This is a genomic window from Xenorhabdus sp. PB61.4 (genome assembly GCF_963894935.1).
Lineage (GTDB): Bacteria > Pseudomonadota > Gammaproteobacteria > Enterobacterales > Enterobacteriaceae > Xenorhabdus > Xenorhabdus stockiae.
In genome coordinates this window covers 18337-39013 of the sequence record NZ_CAWQJR010000195.1, presented here as the reverse complement: position 1 = coordinate 39013, position 20677 = coordinate 18337, and the positions used below count along the sequence as shown (strand labels likewise).

The 20677-nt window shown below is 42.1% G+C and carries 14 protein-coding genes and 2 tRNA genes; 6 read left to right on the top strand and 10 right to left on the bottom strand.

Going from position 1 to position 20677, the window contains the following annotated elements:
• Window positions 1–369: 369 nt before the first annotated feature.
• Both AACX68_RS16770 and ppsR read right to left on the bottom strand, forming a co-directional pair.
• Window positions 370–1416 carry a 3-deoxy-7-phosphoheptulonate synthase gene (locus tag AACX68_RS16770; RefSeq protein ID WP_228858134.1) on the bottom strand — a complete coding sequence of 349 codons (1047 nt, stop codon included), beginning with the start codon at window positions 1414–1416 and terminating at the stop codon, window positions 370–372.
• A gap of 160 nt (window positions 1417–1576) precedes the next feature.
• On the bottom strand, window positions 1577–2440 hold the full coding sequence (gene ppsR / locus AACX68_RS16765) for a posphoenolpyruvate synthetase regulatory kinase/phosphorylase PpsR (RefSeq protein WP_099124112.1): 864 nt from the start codon (window positions 2438–2440) through the stop codon (window positions 1577–1579).
• 236 nt (window positions 2441–2676) lie between these two features.
• On the opposite strand from ppsR, the gene ppsA reads away from it, so the two are divergent.
• A complete protein-coding gene (gene ppsA / locus AACX68_RS16760; RefSeq protein WP_228858133.1) occupies window positions 2677–5055 on the top strand; it encodes a phosphoenolpyruvate synthase in 2379 nt (792 codons plus the stop codon).
• 504 nt (window positions 5056–5559) lie between these two features.
• Here ppsA and ydiK read toward each other — a convergent pair.
• A complete protein-coding gene (ydiK, locus tag AACX68_RS16755) occupies window positions 5560–6627 on the bottom strand; it encodes an AI-2E family transporter YdiK (protein WP_228858132.1) in 1068 nt (355 codons plus the stop codon).
• Window positions 6628–6833: 206 nt separating this feature from the next.
• Here ydiK and ydiJ point away from each other — a divergent pair, with 206 nt between their 5' ends.
• From ydiJ to AACX68_RS16740, 3 genes are all read left to right on the top strand, one after another.
• Window positions 6834–9902 (top strand): D-2-hydroxyglutarate dehydrogenase YdiJ, encoded by a 3069-nt coding sequence (gene ydiJ, locus AACX68_RS16750; protein WP_228858131.1) that lies wholly within the window; start codon window positions 6834–6836, stop codon window positions 9900–9902.
• A 71-nt stretch (window positions 9903–9973) separates the two neighbouring features.
• Window positions 9974–10330: a hotdog fold thioesterase gene (locus tag AACX68_RS16745; protein ID WP_228858130.1), complete on the top strand. Its 357-nt coding sequence runs from the start codon at window positions 9974–9976 to the stop codon at window positions 10328–10330.
• A 116-nt stretch (window positions 10331–10446) separates the two neighbouring features.
• Window positions 10447–11511 carry a L,D-transpeptidase family protein gene (locus AACX68_RS16740; RefSeq protein ID WP_228858129.1) on the top strand — a complete coding sequence of 355 codons (1065 nt, stop codon included), beginning with the start codon at window positions 10447–10449 and terminating at the stop codon, window positions 11509–11511.
• Between the two features lie 79 nt (window positions 11512–11590).
• Here the strand turns inward: AACX68_RS16740 and AACX68_RS16735 are convergent, their stop codons facing one another.
• The 5 genes from AACX68_RS16735 to AACX68_RS16715 form a co-directional block, all read right to left on the bottom strand.
• Window positions 11591–11830: a major outer membrane lipoprotein gene (locus tag AACX68_RS16735; protein WP_099108162.1), complete on the bottom strand. Its 240-nt coding sequence runs from the start codon at window positions 11828–11830 to the stop codon at window positions 11591–11593.
• Between the two features lie 511 nt (window positions 11831–12341).
• On the bottom strand, window positions 12342–13751 hold the full coding sequence (gene pykF, locus AACX68_RS16730; protein WP_228858128.1) for a pyruvate kinase PykF: 1410 nt from the start codon (window positions 13749–13751) through the stop codon (window positions 12342–12344).
• Window positions 13752–14266: 515 nt separating this feature from the next.
• A tRNA-Val gene (locus AACX68_RS16725) sits at window positions 14267–14343 on the bottom strand.
• 34 nt (window positions 14344–14377) lie between these two features.
• Window positions 14378–14454: transfer RNA gene (locus tag AACX68_RS16720), tRNA-Val, on the bottom strand.
• A gap of 160 nt (window positions 14455–14614) precedes the next feature.
• A complete protein-coding gene (locus AACX68_RS16715; RefSeq protein ID WP_228858127.1) occupies window positions 14615–15988 on the bottom strand; it encodes an MATE family efflux transporter in 1374 nt (457 codons plus the stop codon).
• A gap of 243 nt (window positions 15989–16231) precedes the next feature.
• Between AACX68_RS16715 and AACX68_RS16710 the strand changes: the two genes are divergently transcribed.
• Window positions 16232–16876 (top strand): riboflavin synthase subunit alpha, encoded by a 645-nt coding sequence (locus AACX68_RS16710; RefSeq protein WP_099108158.1) that lies wholly within the window; start codon window positions 16232–16234, stop codon window positions 16874–16876.
• Between the two features lie 73 nt (window positions 16877–16949).
• Here the strand turns inward: AACX68_RS16710 and cfa are convergent, their stop codons facing one another.
• Window positions 16950–18101 (bottom strand): cyclopropane fatty acyl phospholipid synthase, encoded by a 1152-nt coding sequence (cfa, locus tag AACX68_RS16705; protein ID WP_228858126.1) that lies wholly within the window; start codon window positions 18099–18101, stop codon window positions 16950–16952.
• 352 nt (window positions 18102–18453) lie between these two features.
• A complete protein-coding gene (gene punC, locus AACX68_RS16700) occupies window positions 18454–19632 on the bottom strand; it encodes a purine nucleoside transporter PunC (RefSeq protein ID WP_228858125.1) in 1179 nt (392 codons plus the stop codon).
• Between the two features lie 136 nt (window positions 19633–19768).
• On the opposite strand from punC, the gene punR reads away from it, so the two are divergent.
• Complete coding sequence (gene punR, locus AACX68_RS16695; protein ID WP_099121556.1) at window positions 19769–20677, top strand: DNA-binding transcriptional activator PunR; 909 nt, start codon at window positions 19769–19771, stop codon at window positions 20675–20677.

Genomic DNA, 20677 nt, shown 5'->3' with positions numbered 1-20677 from the left:
AAGTTATCTCCATGATTTAATGGTGTTTTAAAACATACGAGTGGTTTTAATCCCATGACATGAATATGCCTTCTTTGCAGGATTATGATTAAGTCAAAATAAGATTTTGTTTAAGGTTGAACCACGATGTAATGTCAAAAGGATCTGCTGTTGCAAAGGGGTAATGTGGTAGTACGGGTAGTCAGTTAGTATTTTCATAGCCAATATGAACAATAATTATTCTAATATTGAGAATAATTATCGTTTCTATGATGATTAACTTCAAGCTATTTTTTTATATAAGGAAGAATGGGTAATCTAAAGGCTTTTTAACAGGATATGGCTTCCATTATGCACAGAAGCCAAAAATAGATACTAAAGAAGAGGTATTTAACAACGTTTTTTAGCTGCTTCGCCCAGTATATGAAGGAATTCTTCTGTATCCTGCCAGCTAAGACATGGGTCAGTAATTGATTGTCCATAGGTCAGAGGTTCTCCCAACATGATTTTTTGGGAGCCTTCAACTAAAAAACTTTCCGCCATAACACCAGCGATGGCTGTTGAACCAGAATTAAGCTGCTGGCTGATATCTCTGGCGACATCCAGTTGCCGACGGTGGATTTTCTGGCAGTTACTGTGGCTGCAATCAATGATCAGTCTTTCCGGTAAGCGGAATTCACGCAGTTTCTGACAGGTTGCAGTAATATCTTCAGCGTAGTAATTAGGTTTTTTTCCGCCCCGCATGATAACGTGCCCGTAGGGATTGCCACTGGTTTGGTAAATTGTCATCTGCCCGTCTTTATCCGGTGACAGGAACGTATGTCTGGCACTTGCTGCACGTATTGCATCAATCGCAATGTGGGTATTGCCGTCAGTACCGTTTTTAAATCCGACAGGACACGAGAGGGCAGAAGCCATTTCCCGATGGATTTGGCTTTCAGTTGTTCTTGCACCAATTGCGCCCCAGCTAATTAAATCCGCAATATACTGCCCGGTCACCATATCCAGAAATTCTGTCGCAGTAGGCATTCCCAATTCATTGATATTAATTAATAAATTACGTGCAAGTGAGATCCCTTTATTGACCTGACAGGAACCGTCCAGCATAGGGTCTGAAATTAATCCTTTCCAGCCGATAACAGTCCGCGGTTTCTCGAAGTAGGTTCTCATGACGATTTCCAGACTATGCTGATATTTTTCACGCAATACTTGTAGGCGTGACGCATAATCAAGGGCAGCATCGGTATCGTGAATAGAACAGGGACCGATAATAACCAGTAAACGTTGATCTTTACCGGTAAGGATAGCTTCAATTCGTTTTCGTGACAGCGTCACATTCTGGCGTATTTTTTCTGATATCGGATACTGCTCAGAAAGGGTTTTAGGTGTTATCAGCTTATCAATAGGGCGGGTTCGTAGCTCATCTGTTTTGTACATATACTTTCTCGAATTCTACTTCATTTTGAGGCGCAGTCTGGCGTGATGGAAATTACAATAACTCAGCCTCCGATAAATTCAACAAAACATTAATATCAATTTAAGCGAAACGCTGGTGTATGAAATTTTAATGATACCTGAATTATGCTGATTCTTTGGGTCAGAACATACGCCGTTTCAGTCCCATACTGTCAATAATCTTGGCTGAAATCTCTTCGACAGAATAATTGGTGGTATTTAAGTAATTAATCTTATTTTTACGAAATAGGGCTTCCACTTCAGCAAGTTCGATACGACATTGTCGTAATGAAGCATAACGGCTGTTTTCTCTGCGTTCCTCACGGATGGCCGCTAGCCTCTCGGGGTTTATCGTCAGGCCGAATAATTTGTGCTGAAACGGTTTAAGGTCAGCTGGCAATTGTAGGTTATCCATATCATCAGCAGTGAAAGGGTAATTTGCTGCCTGAATACCAAACTGCATAGCAAGGTAAAGGCTGGTGGGGGTTTTCCCACAGCGTGAAACGCCCAGAATAATCACCTGTGCCTGATCGAGGTTACGCAGTGAAATGCCATCATCGTGTGCCAGAGCATAATCAATGGCTGCAATGCGGGCATCATACTGACTCAGGTTTTTTTTGGATAAACCATGTGTACGGTGTAACTCTGGTTTTGGTTCCAGCCCGATTTCCTGCTGCAACGGTGCGACGAGAGTCTGGACGATATCCAGACAAAAGCCGTCACTGCTGGTAATGATATTTTTAACCTCGCTGGAAATTATGGAATAAAAAACCAGTGGTCTGATATTTGTGGCCTGATAAAGATTATTTATTTGGTTTCTGATTTCTTCGGCTCTTATTTTGCTGGTGACGAAGGGTAAAGTATAAGACGTCATCGTAATCGGGAATTGAGATAATACAGCATGGCCGAGGACTTCTGCTGTAATTGCTGTACCGTCGGAGATGAAAAAGACACTACGCTCTAGTGGCTCATTTTCCTGATTCTGCGGAAATGGGATCTCTATCATTGTATTTTCTTTTATTAGTGGGTAGGTGAATATATTAAAATATTAGCTGAATCGTTTTTATTGCAAATAACAACTACAGATAGTGTTTTGGATTATACCTGTAAAAAAATAATATTGCTGGGTTGATCGATTCACCTTTCCATATATAGCAATACATTGTGCTAGGCTATTTCCTGCTGTAAAGAGCAGCACTAATTTTCCGATTTGTACCTCCGAATGTAAAAAGGATAGTTTCAATGTCCAATAATGGCCTCACCCCATGTAATGTACTTTGGTATAACCAACTAGGCATGAATGATGTTAATCGGGTCGGTGGTAAAAACGCCTCGCTTGGTGAGATGATCACCAATCTGGCCGACCTTGGTGTCTCTGTTCCCAATGGTTTTGCTACAACAGCACAGGCATTTAATGATTTTTTGGAACAAAGTGGTGTTAATCAGCGTATTTATCAATTATTGGATGAAATAGATGTTGATGATGTCAATCAATTAGCTAAGGCTGGTGCACAGATCCGTCAGTGGGTGATTGATACGCCATTTACAGCACAACTGGAAAAAGATATCCGGGAAGCTTACTTGCAACTGTCTGAAGGTGAGCCTGATGCCTCTTTCGCTGTTCGTTCCTCCGCAACGGCTGAAGACATGCCGGATGCCTCTTTTGCCGGGCAGCAGGAAACTTTCCTGAATGTACAGGGTATTGATGCGGTGATGGTTGCCATTAAACATGTCTTCGCATCTCTCTTTAATGATCGTGCTATTTCCTATCGTGTCCATCAGGGCTATGACCACCGTGGTGTGGCGCTGTCAGCGGGTGTACAGCGGATGGTACGCTCTGATTTGGCATCATCCGGTGTCATGTTTACGATTGATACTGAATCCGGTTTTGATCAGGTTGTATTTATTACATCTGCCTATGGATTAGGTGAGATGGTTGTGCAGGGCGCAGTAAATCCTGATGAATTTTATGTTCATAAACCTACATTGAAAAATAATCGCCCAGCAATAGTTCGACGTAATCTGGGCTCCAAAAAAATACGTATGGTCTATGCAGACAGCAAAGAACACGGTCAGCAGGTTCGGACAGAAGATGTTTCTGAAGCATTGCGTAACCGCTTTTCTCTTGCCGATAATGAAGTCGAAGAATTGGCAAAGCAGGCCCTACTGATTGAAAAACATTATGGTCGCCCGATGGATATTGAATGGGCGAAAGACGGGCATAATGGCCGACTGTATATTGTACAGGCGCGCCCTGAAACAGTCCGTTCTAATCAGCAAGTGATGGAACGCTATCAGCTTAATGAACAGGGCAGTGTGCTGGTGGAAGGCCGTGCAATCGGGCACAAAATTGGTATTGGTACAGTTAAGGTTATTCATAATCTCAGTGAGATGGATCGTATTCAGGTTGGCGATGTACTGGTGACAGACATGACTGACCCGGATTGGGAGCCAATCATGAAAAAAGCAGCTGCGATTGTGACTAATCGTGGGGGGCGTACCTGCCATGCTGCTATCATTGCCCGTGAACTGGGTATTCCTGCTGTTGTGGGTTGTGGCGATGCAACAGAACGCCTGCAAGAAGGCGAACTGGTCACGGTCTCCTGCGCAGAAGGGGATACGGGTTTTGTTTATCGGAATAAACTGGATTTCAGCATCCAAAGTTCGCAGGTTGATGAGCTGCCAGAATTGGATGTTAAGATCATGATGAATGTTGGTAATCCGGATCGTGCATTTGATTTTGCCTGCCTGCCGAATGAAGGTGTGGGGCTGGCGCGTCTGGAATTCATTATAAACCGCATGATTGGCGTTCATCCCCGCGCACTGCTTGAGTTTTCTGAGCAATCTCCTGAATTACAGGCACAGATTAAATCTTTAATGACAGGTTATGATGATCCTGTTGAATTTTATGTCGGACGCCTGACTGAAGGTATTGCCACGCTGGCCGCTGCATTCTGGCCTAAACGCGTCATTGTACGTTTGTCTGATTTCAAATCAAATGAATACGCGAATCTGGTGGGTGGAGAGTTCTACGAACCGCATGAAGAAAACCCGATGCTTGGTTTCCGTGGTGCCGGTCGTTATGTCTCTGATAGTTTCCGCCAGTGTTTTGCGCTGGAATGTGAAGCAGTCAAACGGGTACGTAATGTTATGGGATTAACAAATATTGAAGTCATGATCCCGTTTGTACGCACAGTGGCGCAGGCAGAAGCCGTTGTATCAGAGTTGGCATCACAAGGCTTGAAACGTGGTGAAAATGGGCTGAAAGTCATTATGATGTGTGAAATTCCATCAAATGCGTTATTAGCAGAACAATTTCTCGAGCATTTTGATGGTTTCTCTATCGGCTCAAATGATATGACTCAATTGGCATTAGGCTTGGATCGTGATTCAGGTGTTGTCTCCGAATTATTCGATGAGCGTAATGATGCGGTGAAACAATTACTTTCTATGGCTATTCAGGCGGCCAAGCGTCAGGGGAAATATGTTGGTATTTGCGGTCAGGGACCTTCAGATCACGAGGATTTTGCCGAGTGGTTAATGAAAGAAGGAATTGACAGCTTATCATTAAACCCTGATACAGTGGTGAAAACCTGGGTTTCTTTAGCAGGAAATAATTAATAACCATCTAATTCAGACATGAATTAAAAAGCCTGTTAAAAATATTTTCAGGCTTTTTTCTTTATAACACGATCTTTTTTAATGCGAGTGGTATTTTATATAATTCCAACGGGAATTTTTTTCCAAAAAAAAAGCCTATCATGGGCTGACAGGCAAAGACTACACACAGCAATATATATTACTTCACACATCTCAGTTTGTGGCGTTTACAAACTAAGACTGCTATTCATGGGAAACATAGTTTCGATGAAATGAATACTAATTTAATAAATCAGTTTATTCATTAAGAATTCTCTTAATAAATCAGAATTGGAAAAACAAATTTAAAAAGCAACTTTCTCATAACAAGTTTTTTGAAATTATTTACTGGTGGAATGAATGTGTGTTTTTTATAGGCACTAGATAATACATTTACTTTAATGATAATTGCGCGGAAAAATAATTCTCCGCGCTTTGTGTTTTATCATTACATATGAGCTTTTTTGAAATACAGCTTAGTGACTTCTATTTAATTTCGGGTTTGGGCACTTCATCCATCCATGCCAGCAATAGGCTGTAAGAAACAGCCAGTACAACCGGCCCGATAAATAAACCAATTACGCCCAGCGAAAGTATGCCGCCAATGACGCCAGTAAGAATTAAAACCATAGGTAAATCGGCACCCAGACGAATAAGGAAAGGCCGAAGAACACCATCCATAGTGACCAGAATTAAACTCCAGACCACTAAAATTGTTCCCAGAGTTGTTTCGCCTGTCCAGTAAAGCCAGATAATAGACGGAATAAGAACTAACAGAGGCCCTAACTGTGCAACGCAGAGTACAAACATCAGAACAGTCAGAACCATAGCATAGGGAATACCTGCAATTGCTAACCCAATGCCGCCTGCGATGGCCTGCACAAGGGCAGTTACAACTACACCAAGGGCAACGGCGCGGATAGAACGGGCAGCCAGTATAACAACCGCATCGCCCCGTTTACCTGCCAGTCGGATAGCGAAATGGCGAATTCCCTGCATCACGTGTTCACCTTTCCAGTAAAGTAGAACACTGAACAGCACCATTAAGGTCAGATGGAATAAAAACCGGCCGGCATTGGCAGCCTGAGCAAAAAACCATGTGGCTGCTTTTCCGATATAAGGCGGAATTTTAGCCATAAGCATATTACTGCCCTCAGAGATGATGTTCTGCCATTTAATATATAAATCCTGACCGACGACCGGAATTTTATTTAGCCATTCCAATTGAGGTAGGTGCATATTGGATGGAGATTTTGCCCATTCAATGAGTGGTGCGCTGTTTTCCAGCAGGTTGCTGACCAATAATGCAATCGGAATAACAAATAATAAAATGAGCAGTAACGTCATAATGGAAACTGCTATCCAACGTTTTCCCCATAAACGTCGCTGTATTTTTTCCATTAGCGGCCAAGTTGCGATAACCACCATTCCTGACCAGATGAACCCTAAAACAAATGGACTTAAAACCCAAAAGCTGGTTGTAATGAGCAATAAAATGAAGAACAGTACAAATAGCAGTTTGGGTAAATCCTGATGTGGTTGCGATTTTTCCATGAAATGATTTCTCTCGGCGATTAAAAATACTGTCGGGATCCACAATGGTAAATAAATATAACGTTATTTCACATGTTGCTCAAAACTGGCAAATATTGTGATATTGTTAAAAGCCTGCCTGTTCAGATCCCTGTCTGAACTCAACAATGAAGGTAGTATATAACTATAGCAATGTGGACAATTATTAGAAAAGGGGCAATGAGCCAATGATCCCACGTATACCACAAGCCCCCCGAGTCAGTGAACTGGTAAAGGAATATTTGACTGTACTGAAGGAAGCCGGTTTTACAGGCGATACTGCCAGTAATTACGCTGATCGACTCACTATGGCGACAGATAATAGTATTTATCAGTTGCTACCACAAGCGGTTATCTTTCCCCGCTCAACTGCTGATGTTGCACTGTTGGCAAGAGTTGCGGGAGAAGAACGCTTCCATTCTCTGACATTTACCCCCCGGGGAGGCGGAACGGGTACGAATGGGCAGGCACTCAACAATGGCATTGTTGTGGATATGTCCCGTTATATGAAAAGAATTCTGGAAATTAACCCGGAGCAAGGGTGGGTTAAAGTTGAAGCCGGAGTTATCAAAGATCAGCTCAATCAATATCTAAAGCCTTTCGGCTATTTCTTTTCTCCTGAATTATCAACCAGTAACCGTGCCACACTGGGTGGGATGATCAATACCGATGCATCCGGTCAGGGTTCGCTGGTGTATGGAAAAACGTCAGATCATGTACTTGGTGTCCGGGCTGTTTTACTGGGTGGGGAAATGTTTGATACCCGCCCAATGAATACAACATTGGCGGAATCGATTGCGAAAGAAAATTCAACCGTCGGGCATATCTATAAAACCGTACTCGAACGCTGTCGTGAACAACGGGAATTAATTATTGAAAAGTTCCCAAAACTTAATCGGTTTTTGACGGGGTATGATTTACGCCATGTCTATAGCGATGATTTGCAATCTTTTGACCTGACACGCATCTTAACCGGTTCTGAAGGCACCCTGGCTTTTATTACTGAAGCAACGCTGGATATTACGCCTTTGCCAAAAGTCAGGCGGCTTGTAAATGTAAAATATGATTCTTTTGATTCAGCCCTGCGTAATGCTCCATTTATGGTTGAAGCTAAGGCACTTTCTGTTGAAACCGTGGATTCTAAAGTTCTCAACCTTGCACGGGAAGATATCATCTGGCACTCAGTAAAAGAGTTGATCACCGATGTGCCTGATAAGGATATGCAAGGGCTGAATATTGTTGAATTCAGTGGCAATGATGAACAGCAAATTGATCAACAGGTTAGTACGCTCTGCCAGCGCCTTGATGAACTGATGGCGAACAATCAGGCCGGGATAATCGGTTACCAGACCTGCCACCATTTAGATGATATTGAACGCATTTATGCGATGCGGAAAAAATCTGTTGGTTTACTCGGTAATAGTAAAGGTGCAGCCAAACCCATTCCATTTGTGGAAGACACGTGTGTTCCTCCTCAGCACCTTGCTGATTATATAGCTGAATTTCGCCAGCTCTTAGATAACCATCAGCTTAATTATGGTATGTTCGGCCATGTGGATGCTGGTGTTTTACACGTGCGGCCTGCACTGGATATGTGCGATCCTCAGCAGGAAATGCTAATGAAGCAGATTTCCGATGAAATAGTTCATCTGACGGCCAAATATGGTGGATTGTTATGGGGAGAACACGGAAAAGGCTTCCGGGCAGAATATAGCCCCGCTTTCTTTGGTGAAACCTTATACGATGAACTGCGTCGGATTAAAGCCGCATTTGATCCGCTTAACAGACTGAATCCGGGAAAAATCTGTCCACCGATGGGCATTGATGCTCCCATGATGAAGGTTGATGCGGCCAAGCGAGGCACTTTTGACAGAACGATCCCCGTTAATGTCAGAAGTACATTCCGTGGAGCAATGGAGTGTAATGGCAATGGCCTATGTTTCAATTTTGATGTTAAAAGCCCGATGTGTCCTTCAATGAAAATCAGCCAGCATCGGATCCATTCGCCCAAAGGCAGGGCTACTCTTGTCAGGGAATGGCTGCGGCTTTTGACCGAACAGGGGGTTAAGCCTGAATTACTGGAGCATGGGCTTGACCAGTCGCGCCCCAGCCTGCGCGGTCTGATTGAAAAAACACGTTATAGTTGGCAGGCATGGCGGGGAGAGTATGATTTTTCACATGAAGTAAAAGAAGCGATGTCAGGTTGTCTGGCTTGTAAGGCCTGTTCGACACAATGCCCGATTAAAATTGATGTGCCATCGTTCCGTTCCCGTTTTCTGGCTTTGTATCATAGCCGTTACCTACGTCCGTTGCGTGATCACATCGTCGCTAACGTTGAAGACAGTACTCCATTAATGGCAAAAGCACCCCGCGTATTTAATTTCTTTCTGCGGCAGCCATGGGTGCAAAAACTCAGCCAGCATACTATTGGTATGGCTGATCTACCTCAGCTTTCCTATCCGACATTGCAGCAACAGCTGGCAGGACACTATGCGGTGGGTACGACACTGGAACAGCTCGAAACCTTATCTTCATCTCAGCGTAAACAGCATGTACTTATTGTTCAGGATCCTTTCACCAGTTACCACGATGCAAAAGTGGTAACTGATTTTGTGCGACTGGTTGAGAAACTGGGATATCAGCCAGTGTTGTTACCGTTTTCTCCCAATGGAAAAGCGCAACACGTCAAAGGTTTCTTAAATAAGTTTGCTAAGACAGCCCGGAAAACGGCTGATTTTCTGAATCGGGCGGCACAATTGGATATTCCGATGGTGGGTGTCGATCCAGCCTTAGTTCTGTGTTATCGGGATGAATACAGGGATATTCTCGGTGAACATAGAGGCAATTTTAATGTCCAATTAGTTCATGAATGGCTGGTTAATATATTGCCAGAAATTATTCCAACAGAAAAACGTGACAATGTAACACTTAATCATGACTGGTATCTGTTTGGTCACTGTACAGAAGTGACAGCATTACCTAACAGCGGTAAACAGTGGAGTGACATCTTCCACCATTTTGGCGGTAATTTAAACAGCGTCAACGTGGGGTGCTGTGGTATGGCTGGAACGTATGGTCACGAAAAAAAGAATCTCGAAAACTCGCTTGGTATTTACCGGCTTTCATGGGCGCCAGCATTGAGCAACCTTGCTTTGGAGCATTGCCTCAGCACCGGTTATTCATGCCGTAGTCAGGTAAAGCGCATAGAAGGAAAAGTACTTAAACACCCATTACAAGCCTTATTGGAGATAGTGTAGTGATTCAGAAACAACAAATTTGGAAACGTAGCGCAGATGTCAGCATGCTAAATCAATTGAGAAATGACTGCATGCTAGAATATGTTGGAATAGAAATAACCCGCCTTGGTGATGATTTCCTTGAAGGCACAATGCCGGTTGATCAACGAACTAAACAGCCATTCGGGATTTTGCATGGTGGGGCATCTGTGGTGTTGGCAGAATCACTGGGTTCACTCGCTGGCTATCTTTGCTCTGAAGGTGAACAGAAAGTTGTCGGTGTAGAAATTAATGCAAATCATATTAAAGCCGTGCGTGATGGTATAGTTAGAGGAGTCTGCAAAGCAATCCATCTTGGACGTTCTCATCAGGTCTGGCAGATTGATATTTATAACGGACAGCAACAATTATGTTGCACATCTCGTTTGACTACAGCGATATTGTCCTAATATTTGGTATATAAAAGCAGTTTGCTTAGTTTTTATTGTGGCAAAGGGGGGTAAAATAGCCTTATGTGAGGCTATTAATTAACCACTGGCATTCAAATATCATTGAGGAAGTGTGTATGAAGCGATTTTTGACTTTTATCAGTACTTTCTTGATCGGCATGTTGTCGTTCTGCGGGATAGCGAATATGGCTTATGCGGTGGAATATCCGCTACCACCTGCTAACAGTAGCCTGATTGGTGAGAATTCCATCTATGTCGTACCTAATGATGGACTTCCACTGGAAGCCATAGCCGCTAAATACCAAATAGGTCTGTTGGCGATGTTAGAAGCCAATCCTGGTGTTGATCCGTATTTACCTAAACCCGGAACCAAGCTGGTCATCCCATCACAGATGTTGCTTCCCAATACCCCCCGTCAGGGTATTGTTATTAATCTGGCTGAAATGAGGCTCTATTATTATCCGAAAGGGAAAGATAGTGTCATTGTGTATCCAATCGGCATTGGGCAGCTTGGGCGCAATACACCAACAATGACAACCTCAGTCAGCCAGCTTATTAAAAATCCGACATGGACGCCTACTACAAATATTCGTAAGGATTATGCGAGTCGAGGGATTATCCTGCCTGCTGTAATACCTGCCGGGCCAGATAATCCAATGGGTGATTTTGCTTTGCGTCTGTCAGCCGGGCGTGGGGAATATCTGATACATGGCACTAATGCCAATTTTGGTATTGGCATGCGTGTTAGCTCCGGTTGTATACGTTTACGTCCTGATGACATTAAAGCGCTTTTCCACAATGTTCCAAGAGGAACCCGTGTTCAGATTATTAATGAACCGATCAAATATGCAGTAGAGCCGGATGGAAAACGCTATGTTGAAGTTCATCAGCCTTTGTCAAAAACAGAATCGGATGATCCTCAGACCATGCCAATTAAGCGCACGGAAGGGTTATTAAAATTTATTGGAAATAAGGGAACCAATGTTGTTTTGGTCGATCAGGAAATTATTCGTCGTTCTGGAATACCAGTAGCGGTAAATGAGAAGGGGGCTTCATCCAGCCACAGGGAAAAAGAGATATCACAGTTAGTGGAGGAGCGTGAAGACGAAACTCTGAACGTTCAGCCTGTTAAACTACCCCCGTTGAATCAGCCCACACCAGTCTATCAGACAAAGTCGTGACCTAAACTGTAGATAATCCAAGATATACATAAAGAATGGCGTACTTATTAAGTACGCCATTCTTGAAAATGCTACAAATTTATTTTTTGTAGGAACGAACTTGGTTGTCAAGACGTTGGTTAGCACGAGCTGCTTCGTCTTTAGCTGTTTGTACATCAGAACGCATTGAGCCAACTTCGTTGCTCAGTTGGTCAACTTTGGAACCCAAAGTTAGAACCTGAGAAGAAAGCTGGTCAACTTTTTTAGCCGTGCTTGTACAACCTGCTAACATCGTAGAAGCGAGAATTACTGCGCCAAGTACAATTTTAGTACGATTCATCACAATACCCTCTAGATTAAGTTAATCTTCAAGTAGCTATCTAATTATTACACAAACTTTTTTAGAAAGAGAATAAATTTTGTCCGGATAAACAAATTCTACTGTTTTTCGCTCTAAAATAAGTTAATAATTTTTAGATAACTACAATAAAACGGTAATGAGAGGAATAATTAAATCAGAAAAATCTCAAACATTACGTGATGTATCTTCCAGTTTTTCACTGTACTGATGTAATAAACCAACAATATCCCATTGCCTATTTTGTTATTTTGACACATTTTTCTCTGGCAGAATCCGTGGGTTAAGTGAGTAAAATGCTTTAATGATGCGTATTAACGTCAATAATTTTAAAATAATTAGTGTATTTATTATGCATCTTTTATTGCTGTTTTTTGCGCTTATTACAGGAGCACATTTTTTTATTAGAGAGGAAGGGACAAAAATATGGAGGGATTATTTATAAGTACAGATCGCTCAATTACTGAGCGATCTGCTTTGTAATCAAAAATAATTACAGCACATGAACAGAAGATGTATTTGTTGTGCCGCTTGGTACTAATGCACCGGATACCATCACAACGATATCACCTTTACTTGCCATACCGCTGGCTAATGCAGCTTCTTTACCGATACGGTAAAAGTCATCGGTAGAGGCAATTTCTTTGACTACCTGTGTAGAAACACCTTTAACCAGCAATAACTGGCGGGCAGTGATTTCATTAGTAGTTAATGCGAGGATCCGTGCATTAGGGAAGTATTTACGCACAGATCTTGCAGATTTACCGCCATAAGTTGCAACAACGATCAGAGGGGCTTCCAGTTTTTCCGCAATTTCTACTGCGCCACGGCAAACCGCTTCAGTTACACGTAACTTCTGTGTTTTGGTATTTTCAATCCGGCTGCCCATAACGCGATCTGTACGTTCACAGATAGTTGCCATGATGGAAACGGCTTCCACTGGGTATTTTCCTTTCGCACTTTCGCCAGAAAGCATAACTGCGTCAGTTCCGTCTAAAATTGCGTTGGCAACATCACCAGCTTCGGCACGGGTAGGGCGTGGATTTTTGATCATGGAATCCAGCATCTGAGTCGCAGTGATGACAACTTTACGTGCAGAGTTACATTTCTCTATCATCATTTTCTGCGCGAAAATGACTTCTTCTACCGGGATTTCAACACCCAGATCACCACGGGCAACCATGATACCGTCTGAGGCTTCCAGGATCTCATCAAAATTGTTCAGACCTTCCTGATTTTCAATTTTGGAAATAATCTGGATATGTTCACCACCATGAGCTTTCAGGTGTTCACGAATTTCCAGAACGTCAGAACGCTTACGGATGAAAGAGGCTGCGATAAAATCAACACCCTGTTCACAGCCAAAGATGAGATCCTGCTTATCTTTTTCTGCCAGCGCAGGCAGGTTGATAGAAACGTTCGGTAGGTTAACGCCTTTGTTTTCGCCTAAGTCACCGTTGTTCAGAACTTCACAGATAACTTCAGTGCCGGCGATCTCTTTTACTGTCATGGCAATCAGACCATCATCGACCAAAACTGTATTACCTACAGATAAATCGGCGGGTAAGCCTGAATAGGTTACGGCAACGCGCTCCTGATTGCCGATAGTGGATTGATCAGTTGTAAAGGTGAAAGTCTGGCCAGCTGTCAGGGAAACATCGTTGCCATCTTCCAGCTTCATGGTACGGATTTCAGGGCCTTTAGTATCCAGTAAGATAGCTGCTTTTTTACCGGTTTTTGCAGTGACTGCGCGGATATTTTTAATACGCTGACCATGTTCTTCGTAGTCACCGTGAGAAAAATTCAGGCGCATAACGTTCATGCCTGAGTTAAGCAGTTCGGTCAGTTTTTCTTCGGATTCAGTTTTTGGCCCGATAGTACAAACAATTTTGGTTTTTTTCATGACAATCTATCTACTACTGGTTTTAATGGATTAAAAAGAGTGTATTACCAACCATTGACATTATATGCCAGTGTCACTTGGCTCTGTTAGTCTGGCATTTTAAGTTGCGCAACATACATGGAAAACGGATGGCAGAAAAGTGTCAATTGGTTGTTTTTCATCAAGCCAGGCATGTATTAACCATGTGGATTTAGAGCGATTAATCATCTGCAATTTTTTCTGGATTCGGTAAATTAATTGGCTGAAACCATTCAACTAATGACAGGGCCGTATTATAGAGGCTAATTTCTGTGAAATGAATCAAAAAGTGATTCTTGAAAAAATTTATCTGATAAGAGTAAAAAATGAGCATATTCATATCAGAAAAATCAGAGAGTTGTTGCGCAACAGTGAAAAAATAATTTTTAGCGGCTTGAATATTGTGGATGAGAAAAGCGTTTTTATAATAAACGTGAGTAATTATAAGAAAAATAACGGTGGTATTACAGATAATAAAAAAGAGGATATCAAGTGTATGGTGCGTCCGAGTGGACTCGAACCACCGACCCCCACCATGTCAAGGTGGTGCTCTAACCAACTGAGCTACGGACGCACATAAATTTGAGTTGCTATGCCAACCAGATATTTGGTGCGTCCGAGTGGACTCGAACCACCGACCCCCACCATGTCAAGGTGGTGCTCTAACCAACTGAGCTACGGACGCAATCTAAATTTCTATGGGTGACAACGGGGACGAATATTAACGATCGCTGAGCTATCTGGCAAGGGAAAAAATGCAAATTCGTGTTTGATTGCTCGCATTTACATCTTTTAGTGTGAATTTGCAGCTTTTTCCCCTTGAGATATTAATTTAATGTACTAAATTAACGGGTAGAACGAGCGAGGACAGCATGATCAGGCTGCTTTTGTAACCACAAAATCCGGTAGCCAATCATAATTGCTGCAACAGTTAATCCGATAATAAACCCAATCCAGAAACCTTGTGGGCCCATAGGTTCAGTAACAAGATTGGTCAATGCCAGTATATAACCACTTGGTAATCCGAAAATCCAATAGGCGATAAAAGTGATAACGAAAATAGAACGTGTATCTTTATATCCACGTAATACACCTGAGCCAATGACTTGAACAGAATCGGAAAGCTGGTAAATAGCCGCAAATAGCATCAGATTAGATGCTAATATGACCACTTCAGGATTATCGTTATACATCATAGCAATCGGTTCACGGAATATTGTTGTGAATGCGGCGGTGATGCAAGCAATTATTAACCCGAGCGCAAGGCTGGTATAAGCTGATACTTTGGCACCTTCAGTTGATTTTTGTCCGAGGTTATAACCCACCCGGATAGTGGCTGCGATACCAAATGACAGTGGGAACATAAACATTAGTGAACTGAAATTGAGCGCTATTTGATGCCCTGCAACATCCACTACTCCAAGAGGGGAGAGCAGTAAGGAGACAACAGCAAACAATGTTACCTCAAAGAACATAGCCAGACCGATAGGCAATCCCAGCAGAGTAATGCGTTTTTGTGTATGCGAGTGAGGGCGAGAAAAATTCTCAAATGTATGAATATCTTTCTGGGATGGTGCATGTTTAACATAGGTAAGTAGTAACAGACACATAACCCAGTAAACACTCGCGGTTGCAACCCCACAACCTACACCACCAAGTTCTGGTGCACCAAACTTACCGTAAATGAAAATATAGTTGACAGGGATATTCACTAATAGCCCGATAACGCCAATAACCATCGCTGGTTTGGTTTTTGACAGCCCTTCACACTGGCAGCGTAAAACCTGATAGAACAGGCAACCGGGTGCTCCCCACATAATTGCATGGATAAAATCGATGGATTTTTGTGCCAGAACGGGGTCTACATTATGCTGTGCTTCTATAATAAATCGGCAATTATATAAAATCGTCATTACAAAGATAGAAAGAAATGTCGCCAGCCAAAAACCTTGCTGGATCTGGCCTGCAACATTTTTTCTCTGACCTGAGCCATTCATATGGGCAACGATCGGTGTTAAAGCCATCAAAATCCCTTGAGCAAGCAAAATCGCTGGCAGCCAGATTGATGTCCCTATAGCAACAGCGGACATCTCTATTGCACCTGCTTTACCGGCCATGACTGTATCGACGACTCCCATCGCAGTTTGTGAAGACTGAGCGATAATGACGGGGATCCCCAGAGCGAGCAAACTACGCGCTTCATTTAAATATTTCTGCACGTACTACACCTTTTAATTGAAAAATTGACGATAGAAAAAACAAGGAATATTTCTGCGAGCAAACAGAACTGTTTGAAAAGCAACCTCTTGTTAACATAGGTATTGTATAGGACTCATTTTACTAATCCAATCATTGTTTGATATTTAGTCTAAATGAGTAATAACATTACACGTGAAATAGTGTTTAAAAGAGATTAGTGGGTTACACTAACTTATTATGTAAAACGATGAAAGAGGTTCCCCATGTTTACAGGCATTGTTCAGGGAAAGGCGCCTATAGTTGCTATTGAAGAAAAAACACATTTTCGGACTCATATAGTCAAATTTCCGGCTGAATTATTACCTGATATTGAAACGGGAGCTTCCGTTTCTCATAATGGCTGTTGTCTGACTGTCACAAAAATTGATGGTGACTTAATTAGCTTTGATTTGATGAAAGAGACTTTGCGTCTGACTAATCTTGGTGAGCTTAAGATTGGTGATTTAGTGAATTTGGAAAGGGCAGCAAAATTCGGTGATGAAATTGGCGGGCATTTAATGTCCGGGCATGTGATTACAACAGCTGAAATTGCGAAAATTTTCACCTCAGAAAATAACCATGAAATATGGTTCCGTATTTATGACAAACAATTGATGAAATATATCCTGCATAAAGGATTTGTTGGCATTGATGGGATTAGTCTGACCATTGGAGATGTAGTAAATAATCGTTTTTGTGTTCATTTGATACCAGAAACGTTAGAGCGCACGACATTGGGTAAAAAGCGTATTGGTCATAAGGTGAATATTGAAATTGATCCACAGACTCAGGCGATTGTAGATACTGTTGAACGTTTCATGGCACAGAAAGAACAAGAAAAAGTATTATCACAGTTGGAAGGTAATTAAAATTTTGCAGAAAAAAGCTACAGAAGTGAAAACTGTAGCTTTTTAATTGTATTACAAACCCACTAGCAAAATATTAACGCGGAACTCTTAATCCATTTTCAATTCCACGTGGGCTGAACATAACCTGCCATAACTGGATATCTCTGGCGCGAAATGCCCCGGCGCAGGCATTCAGATAATAACTGAACATGCGTTTGAAGCGGGGGCTATAATTATGAGCTATTTTATCCCAGTTTGTAATAAAACGTTCATACCATGCCATCAGAGTACGATCATAGTCAGCTCCGAAGTTATGCCAGTCTTCCATCACAAATTTCCCGGTGCTGGCTTTGGCAATCATTGCAATTGATGGCAAGTGCCCATTAGGGAAAATATATTTACCGATCCACGCATCGACATTCACTTTATCCCGGTTGGAACCAATGGTGTGCAGTAAGAAAAGACCATCAGGCTTCAGATTCCTACGTACTACGTCGAAATAGTTAGCATAATTTTTGGAGCCTACATGTTCAAACATGCCGACAGAAACGATTCTGTCAAACTGGAGGTTTAGATCCCGGTAATCTTCAAGGATAATTTTCACATCCAGATCTTTACAGCGCTCCTGAGCATATTTTTGTTGCTCCACTGAAATAGTGACTCCAGTGACGGAAACGGAATAATGTTTGGCTGCGTAAGCGGCTAATCCGCCCCAGCCACAACCGATATCCAGCAGAGTCATACCCGGTGATAACTGTAATTTTTCGCAAATCAGCCGAAGTTTATTAGACTGAGCTTCTTCCAGTGAATTCACATCTTTCCAGTAGCCGCATGAATATTGCATATTGGGATCAAGCATGAGTGTAAATAGGTCATTACCCAAATCGTAATGTTCTTCCCCTACAATCCACGCCCGTTTAGGGGACTGTAAATTAAACAGGCGGGAAGTCACAACCATCAAAATGTCCTTAAAATTTTTTGGAATTTTGTGTTCCAGACCCGCCCGTAATATTTTATAAAAGAAAACATCTAAACGCTCACAATCCCACCAGCCATCCATATAGCTTTCGCCTAATCCTAAAGATCCCTGTTTCAATACTCTTTTATAAAAATCAGGGTTTTTGACTTGTATGTCAAAAGGGCGTTTTCCATTAATTTGAATGCCTGCTTCCTGAAGCAGGTCATTCGCAATCCTATGCCACTGGTCAGTGATTTTTTTATTTTCTTCAACGAAAGATGAACTCATATACTCTCCAACATTTATGTGGTGGAATTTTGAGGTACCTCTTTATTACTGGTTATTTATGCTTCCCGGGATTTGTTTTTTTGCCGTTGAACTGCATTTTGAAATCCGTAGGAATATTGAAACTAATCAGAAAATGACTTAAAGGCAGTTATGCCGTTCGTCCGTGATATAAAAGAGAGCTTCATTGCTCTTCTAAACCTCAAATTCCGAGTTTTTAGAATAATGAATCCATATGAGTATATGAGTGAAATAATATTTAAACAATAAGCAAGAGAAAGGCCATATCATCATATGGCCTTTCGTTGAGAATATTCTCAGGTATTATATTATAGAGCAATTAATTGATTGATAATTAGTTACCAATATCATCCTTTTTCTTTTGTAAATAATAACCTATCATCATTGGGATAATGGTGGCTACCATCACTGTTGTCGTTGAGATGAGAGGGTTTTTCATAAACATAGCAACAAGCATACTGGCAATAAAGCAAAGGCCTAATTGTAAAGCATTTTGCAATGCGGCAGCTTTACCACTGTCTTTCGGATAAACGGAAAGAGCATTTGCTACAGCAATAGGATAAGAGGCGCCATTCATTGCTGCCATAACACAGAAAGGAATAAGAATAACGATGAAAGAAGGGTAAAACCAAGCAGCTAAATAGATAAGTACCATGCTTATGGCATAACCTGCCAATAAGACAGGAAATATAGTTTCACTTTTAACTTTTTCCAGCAAAATACGGCAGCCATACCCACCCACCATAAATGCCAAAGTTTGTGGAATATAACTTAAACCGATATCTGTCGCGTCATAACCCATACTATTCAAAATAGTTGGTGAACCCGTTAACCAGGCAAAAAAGCCGGCGCTACAGGAAGCATAAATCAAAACATTGCCGCTAAAAACTGATGACTTCAATAAGGTGAAGAAAGAAGCACTATTATTATTTGCGCTGGTATCAATGGGAACACGTTTGTTCGTCAGAAAAAGCGTAGGTATCAGTAGTAACAGCGTTACCACCATCAAAACAAGAAAGATAACCCTCCAGCTTGTGTGTGACAGTAACCATGCGCCTAATAATGGTGCAAGGGCAGGGGAAAGCGCCACTAATGGCATAATCATAGCGAAAACACGTTTCGTGCGTTCAGCATCATATCTGTCGACAACCAGAGCCTGCCAGGAAACGGCAGTAGAGCAGACCCCAACAGCCTGAATAAATCTCAGGACAAGTAATTGAGTCGCATCTGTTATCCAAAGTATACCCAGACAGCTGAGGCAAAACAGGGTTAAGCCGATAATCAGAACAGGCTTTCTTCCCAGACGATCAGAGAGTAATCCCCATAAAAGCTGAGCAACGGCAAAACCGCCGAGAAAAATGCTAAGGCTTGCACTGATGGCACCTTTTGATGTGTTTAAATCTTTACTCATAGCATCAAAGGCGGGCAGATACATATCAATGGCTAAGTAGCCGAGCATACTCAGGCCAGCAAGATAAAACATAAATGGAAGAGAGTTTTTATTTGTTGTCATTGTATTAATAAATCGCGTTAGTCAATCGGTGTGGTAATTGATAAAGAAATATGGAGCTTATTTTATATGGCGTGATTTTTGATTGTGAAACGGTATTATTTGTACCATGCTATGAAAAAAATTAAAAGGAAGAAACATGTGGTCTGAATATTCTCTGGAAGTTGTTGATGCGGTGGCAAGAACAGGAAGTTTCAGTGCGGCTGCATCAGAACTTCACCGTGTGCCTTCTGCTGTCAGTTATACGATAAAGCAACTTGAAGAATGGCTGGCAGTTTCTCTGTTCGAACGCCGTCACCGTGACGTAGAGTTAACTGAAGCAGGAGCCATTTTTGTTAAGGATGCCCGTTCTGTTATCAAAAAAATGAATCATACCCGGCACCAATGTCAGCAGGTGGCAAACGGATGGCGCGGACAACTCAGTATCGCTGTTGATCAGGTTGTTAAACCAGAACGGACACGTCAGCTTATTCTGGATTTCTATCGTCATTTTCCGGATATTGAGTTATTTATCTATCCTGAAGTTTTTAACGGTGTATGGGATGCGCTGGTGGATGGGCGTGTTGATGTTGCTATTGGAGCAACACGCGCTTCTCCGGTTGGCGAGCGATACAGTTTCAGGGATATGGGTTTTATGCCATGGCTGTGTGTTGCCAGCCCTGAGCATGAGCTGGCGCTCGTAACGGAAAAATTAAATGATGACCAATTGCGGCCTTATGCCAGTTTATGTCTTGAGGACACATCACGTGCCCTGCCTAAGCGTGATACATGGGCTTTAGATAATCAGCGGCGATTGGTTGTTCCTGACTGGGAAGCGGGCTTGTCCTGTCTAATGGAGGGATTGTGTGTGGGAATGGTACCTAAACACCGGGCATTACCGCTTATTCGTCAGGGAAAATTGTGTGTGCTTGAACTTGAGCAGCCGTTACCTGATAGCCCGTGCTGTCTGACATGGTCGCAAAAAAGCCATTCACCTGCATTAAGCTGGTTGCTTGAGTATCTTGGTGATAACACAACGCTTAATGCTGAATGGCTACAAGAAGACTAA